We start from the raw sequence: 4,420 nt of genomic DNA, 5'->3' as shown, positions 1-4,420 counted from the left end.
CAAATATTTTTTTTTTTTTTTTTTTTTTTTTTATTTTTTTTTTTTTTTTTTAAATTTTTTTTTTTTTTTTTTTTTTTTTTTTTTTTTTTTTTTTATTTTTTTTTTTTTTTTTTTTTTTTTTTTTTTTTTTTTTTTTTTTTTTTTTTTTTTTTTTTTGTTTTTTTGGGGGGGGGGGGGGGGGGCCCCCCCCCCCCCCCCCCCCCCCCCGGGTCCGGGTCGGGGGCCGGGTCAGGCCGCCCTGCTCGTCCCGCCCGCCTTGAGGGTGGCGAGGCGGGCCTCGATCTCCGAGGTCTTGCCGAGGTCCTCCAGGGACTCGAACTGCGCGTCCAGGGAGGACGCCGCCAGTTCCTGCTTGCCCGTCGCCATGGCCTCCTCCCGCCGAACCTTCTCCTCGAAGCGGTTCAGGTCGCTGGTCGGATCCATGACGTCGATGTTCTTCACCGCGTCCATCATCGTGTTCTGCGCCTGCGCGGTCCTCGCGCGGGCCACCAGCTCGTCCCGCTTCGCCTGGAGCTCCGTCAGCTTGTCCTTCATCGACGTCAGGCCCGCCTTCAGCTTGTCGACGACCTCCGTCTGGGCTGCGATCGTCGGCTCCGCCGTCTTCGCCTCCCGCTCCGACTGCATCTGCCGGCCGAGGGCCACCTTCGCGAGGTTGTCGAACCTGTCGGCGTCCGCGGCGCTCCCCGCCGCCCGCAGCTCGTCCGCCTTGCGGCTGGCCGCCAGCGCCTTGTCGCCCCACTCGCCGGCAGCCTCCACGTCCTCCTTGTGGTCCGCCTCCAGCATCCGCAGGTTGCCGATGGTCGTGGCCACCGCCTGCTCGGCCTCCGAGATGTTGTTCGTGTAGTCGCGGATCAGCTGGTCGAGCATCTTCTGCGGATCCTCCGCCTGGTCCAGCAGCGCGTTGATGTTGGCCTTCGCGAGCTGGGTGACGCGGCCGAGGATGGTCTGCTTGCTCATGGGGGTCTCTCCTGGTGAGGGAACGTCAACGTCCGGTGCGTGAAGCGCCACGGGGCGCGGGCCGCGGGCCGCGGGACGCGGCTCGCGCCGGTCGGTCAGAAGCGGCCGCCACCGCCCATCCGGCCGCGCGTCCCCCCGCCGCCGAAGGAACCGGGACCGCGGCTCCCCCCGCCCCCGCCGCCGAAGCCGCCCCGGCCGCCGTACCCGCCCCCGCCGAAGCCCCCGCCACCGCGCAGGATCTCGCCGAGGATGATGCCGCCGAGCACGGCCCCGCCGCGGCCGCCGCCGGCGCGGGAGCCCGCGTACGGGTTCTGGTAGGCCCGTACGTCCTGCTCCGCCAGCTGCTGGGCCTGCCGGGCGAGGGAGTCCGCCTGCTGCGCCTCCGTCAGCGCGCCCGCCGGGTCCGTCCCGGCCAGCGACACCGAGCGCTCCAGGTGCCGCTGGGCCTCCGCCAGCCGGGTCCGGGCCTGGCTGGCCACCGCGCCCCGGCTGGTGGTGATGTAGTCCGTCGCCGCGCCGATCGCGCTGCGGGCCGACAGCAGGGCCTGGTCCAGCAGGCCCGCCGCGCGGCGCCGGCCCGTCTCCTGCTCCCGCGCCCCGGCCAGCGACTCGTCGAGGGCCGCGTCGGCCTCCTCCACGCGCCGCAGGGCGTCGATCGGGTCGTACCGTCCGGCCTCCTGCTCCCGCCGCACGTCCGCCAGTACGGCCTGCGCCCGGCCGATCCGGCCGCGCAGGTCCGCCGTCGAGGTGCCCTCCGTGGTGCCCGTCAGCAACCCGGCGGCGTCCGCGAGGTCGGACTCCGTCTCCGTCAGCGCGCCCGGCAGCTTCCCGGCGGCCTCCGCGAGCTCCTGGGCCCGCCGCTCCACCGCGTCCACCAGGGTCGCCGCCTGGTCCACCGCGCCCTCGGCCGCCCGTACGTGCACGGCCGCCCTGCCGTTCTCCCCGTCGTGCAGCGCGGCCCGGGCCTCGCCGAGGTGGGTCGTCGCGAACAGCAGCCGGTCCTTGGCCTGCTCCGGGTTGGATGCCACCGGCGCCGACGCGGAGTCCGCGTACCGACCGGCCAGTGCCGTCAGCGTCGCCACCGCCGTCGTCGTCCGCCCGGTCAGCTCCCGGAAGTGCGCCTCCACCGTCTCCACCGCCCGCGGGGCGTTCTTCTCCAGGTCCCGGAGCCGGTCGAAGGCCTCCGACTCGGCGTCGAGGCGACGGTTCGCCTCCGTGCACCGGGCCACGATCTCGTCCAGCATCCGGCGGCGGGTCGCGTCGTCCTCCGGATAGGCGTCGTCGAGCTGCTGGCGCAGCCGGAAGGCGTGCGTCAGCTCGTCCTTCGCGTGCGCCACGGCCTCGGTGAAGCCGGCGACGGCCTCGTCACCGAACTGCGCCGAGGCGAAGCCGAGTTCCTCGGTGCTGGTGCGGACCGCGTCGTCCGTCCCGACCAGCAGCGCCTTCGCCCGGGCGTCGAGTTCCGGCAGCGGCGTCTCCGCGCGCTGCCCGTCCCAGCCCTGGTGCGAGGTCGCCGTACCGCGCCCGCCGCCGCCCTTGCCGCGCTTGCGGCGGCTGTACGCGTACGCCCCCAGCGCCCCGGCCGCGCCGACCGCGACGACCGGCAGGACGAAGTCGCCCGCGCCGCTCTCGCCTCCCGCGCCGCCGCCCGGATCGGCCTCGCCGGGGGTGACGGCCGGGACGGGGACCGGCAGCCCGCCGAGCACCGCGTCGTAGCCGTTCGCCGCGCCGATCGCGGCGCCCGCCCAGTCGTTCTCCTTCAGGGCGGGCTCGATGGCGATCCGGGCGACGTCCGCCAACTGCTGTTCCGTGAAACCGGACTCGGTGTCGGCCGAATAGGCGTACTGCCTGGCCCCGGTCGCCACCGCCAGCAGGACGTCGTTCTGCCCGAGGCCGTTCTTCTGCGCCGTGGCGTCCGCCCAGCTCTGCGCGGAGCGCCCGGAGAAGTCGTTGACGTACGTGACGAAGAGCTGGATCCGGCGGTCGGCGTACAGCTCGTCCAGCGCCGCCGTCACCGCCGGCAGCCGGTCGCCCAGGGCGCCCACGCGGTCGGTGACCTGCCCCTGCCGCGACAGGGTGACGGGATCCTCGGCGCGGGCCGCGGGCGCCCCGACCACCCCCCACCCGCCGAACGCCAGCAGCGCGGCGGCCAGGGCCAGTCCGGTGCGCAGGGATATCCGGGCGGCGGAGCGCCTCTTCGTCCAGGGGGGCGGAGTCACATTTCGGAGATTATGGGCGGTTCGTCCCGCCCGCACCCGGAGTGGACCCCCCGCCGTGGTCCCGGGCGGCCCGGCTCGGACCGCCCGGCCCGGCTAGGGGACGGCGATGGCCGTCAGTTCCGGCAGGGCGACCGCGATGCCGTGGCCGGTCCGCACCGTGCTCCCGATGCCCGCGTGCTCCCACTGCCAGCGGAGTTCCCCGGTCACCAGGTCCAGGGCGGCCAGGAACGGGGGCCGGGGCGTGCGGCCCAGCAACCCGCCCCGGCCGCCGTCCGCGGCCTTCACGTACAGCAGGCCCCGCACGCCGAGCGCGCCCCGCACGCCTCGCGGATCCGTCCCGGCGCCCAGCAGCTCGACCGCGCAGTCCGGGCCCTGACGCCGCACCAGCGGTCGGCGCCAGCGCACCGCGCCGCTCTCCGCGTCCAGCGCGGACACCGTGTCCCAGCCCTCCTGCGCCCGGTGCGCGGCCACGTGGACGGTGTCGTCGAGGGACAGCATCCCGGTCGGCGCCGGAGTGCCCGCGTCGAAGTGCCAGACGACGTGCCCCTCCCGCCGGTGCAGCGCCCGTACCGTTTTCCCGTCCGTCACGTGCACCGGACCGCCGGGCAGTCCCGGCCCGCCGCGGTGCGTGTTGCGCGGCCAGTGCCACAGCGGCTTCCCCGTGGGCAGGTGCAGGGCGGTGAGCAGCAGGCCGTCCGCCAGGACCAGGCAGTTCCCGGAGACGGTCGGCCGGCGGGAGATGGTCCCCTGGACCCCGTACCGCCACACGGTCTCCCCGCTCGCCCCGTCCAGGGCGGTGAGTCCGCCGCCCGCCCCGTACAGGACCAGCCCGCCGGTCGCGGTCAGCACCGGAGTCCTGGCCGGCGGTTCCGGCAGGTCGCGCCACCAGCGGACCCGGCCGTCGCCGGCCTCCCTGGCCAGTACGCGGACGCCCTCGCCGTCCCGGCCCGACACGGCCACGTACACCGCCCCGGTGTCCGCCGCCGAGGACACGGCCGAGACCGCGGACAGCTCCGTCGCGGGTACGCCCTCGTCGGCGCGGGCCGTCCACAGCGCCGCACCGGTGGCGGCCCACACCGAGCCCACCTCCGGCCCGGCCCGCCAGACCACGCTGTCCCCGGCGGCGTGCAGGGCCTGCGGCCGGACGCGGGAGCGCCACAGCACCTCCCCGGGCGGGGCCGCGTCCCGCGTCCGGGACGGGGCGGCGCCCGCCCGACCCCCGGCGGCGGGCCCCGCGGACGGCC

Annotated in this window: 3 protein-coding genes; all 3 read right to left on the bottom strand. The window is 73.8% G+C overall.

The genetic code is table 11. The annotated features are described in order from the left end of the window. Nucleotides 1-228 precede the first annotated feature (228 nt). Nucleotides 229-957 carry a PspA/IM30 family protein gene (locus NOD94_RS40350; protein WP_281211225.1) on the bottom strand — a complete coding sequence of 243 codons (729 nt, stop codon included), beginning with the start codon at nucleotides 955-957 and terminating at the stop codon, nucleotides 229-231. 95 nt (nucleotides 958-1,052) lie between these two features. After that, a complete protein-coding gene (locus tag NOD94_RS40345) occupies nucleotides 1,053-3,110 on the bottom strand; it encodes a TPM domain-containing protein (RefSeq protein ID WP_281211226.1) in 2,058 nt (685 codons plus the stop codon). 159 nt (nucleotides 3,111-3,269) lie between these two features. Continuing rightward, the coding region (locus tag NOD94_RS40340; RefSeq protein ID WP_281211224.1) for a PQQ-binding-like beta-propeller repeat protein at nucleotides 3,270-4,420 on the bottom strand (1,151 nt) is incomplete at its 5' end.

The organism is Streptomyces sp. Isolate_45 (assembly GCF_024721315.2).
Taxonomy (GTDB): Bacteria; Actinomycetota; Actinomycetes; order Streptomycetales; family Streptomycetaceae; genus Streptomyces.
The sequence above is the reverse complement of the archived record's forward strand: the minus strand, read 5'-3'. Positions and strand labels throughout refer to the sequence as shown.

Coding starts and splice junctions, on each gene's coding strand:
- NOD94_RS40350 (WP_281211225.1), bottom strand. CDS start 957: ATGAGCAAGCAGACCATCCTCGGCCGCGTCACCCAGCTCGCGAAGGCC.